Origin of the sequence: Paenibacillus terrae (genome assembly GCF_000943545.1) — a bacterium.
Classification (GTDB): Bacteria; Bacillota; Bacilli; order Paenibacillales; family Paenibacillaceae; genus Paenibacillus; species Paenibacillus terrae_A.
In genome coordinates, this window is the sequence record NZ_JTHP01000174.1 from 1 (window position 1) to 1,178 (window position 1,178).

At 31.2% G+C, this 1,178-nt stretch carries 1 protein-coding gene; it reads left to right on the forward strand.

Annotation, left to right across the window (positions count from 1 at the left end; all coding sequences use genetic code 11):
* The coding region (locus QD47_RS29480; RefSeq protein WP_044649471.1) for a hypothetical protein at positions 1 to 1,129 on the forward strand (1,129 nt) is incomplete at its 5' end.
* Positions 1,130 to 1,178 lie beyond the last annotated feature (49 nt).

Here is a 1,178-nt window from a genome sequence, read left to right on the forward strand (position 1 = left end):
CTACCAATGTTTTACCCGATCATTTGTCTTGGGAGAAAGTATCAAAGGAAGAAGGAGAACAACAATGATTGGGACTCCAGAGTCTGATGATGTATGCCTTCTAGTCGAAGGAGGACTACTTATCCCTCTCAATGAAGATGGTTACAAGAACTTATCTTATATAGATAGTCAATATATTAACCAATGGACGGTCAGAGATGTAGAAATGATTCTTAAAAATCCTATTTATTCTTATGGAGTGCACTTTGAACCAACAGAATTATTCTATGAATGGCAATATGTTTTATTATATGGGTTAGCAACATTACCGATTAAAAAATATCCTATTGAGAAGTTAGAGATGATGTACGAGGGTTTTATGGAGAAAATGAAACAAAACATATGTTACTTTTTTGAAGCCGAAGTGATTTTACCGGAAAAAGCGAAATTCTTTAAAATAGTTCAAAAAGGAATAGACGAGCTAAGATCCTATCTGACTGGTAAAGAAGAGGAGGGAATTTCAAAAAATATTATTTTTCTTATGAAAAATAGATATGCCTTTTTACCAATTATTTATAATTTTTTAAAATCATTTTTTTGGAATGAAGTAAATGACCGATTTGAAGACTTAGAATTTAACATCAAAGAGTTTGGAGCTTTATTAAATGAAGCTAAATGTTTAAAGGGCGGTTATGAGAAAGGTTTGCTATTTGAAGAAGTAGCAAAGTATTTTCTGCGCAGTGTTTATGGCTTGAAATTTATGGGTCACCGTATTAAGGAGGAGCGAGAAGAGGTTGACCTGTATTTTTGTAATGTATCTCTTGATCCGTTTCTTTGGGATCTAGGTGCTCTTATCTCTGTTGAATGTAAAAATAGAAAAGAGAAAATTAAAGTTTCAGATGTTAGAAATTTGGTTCCTATAATGGATTCTAAAGGAATTAAAACGTGTGTTATTTTTAGCATGGCAGGTTTTACGCAGATTTCATTAAAAGAGATAGAGTATCAGTTTGTAAATGGAAGAAATATAATACCTCTTAGTATAGAAGATCTTGAAAAAGTATCAGATAATTTCCCTTCATATAAACTTATCAAAGAAAAAATGGAGGATATATTCAAAACGACCGAGAATGATCATAGATTGTTATATTAATTTAAATGCGAGAATACAAACAATTACACAATTCCAAAGGTGATAATTA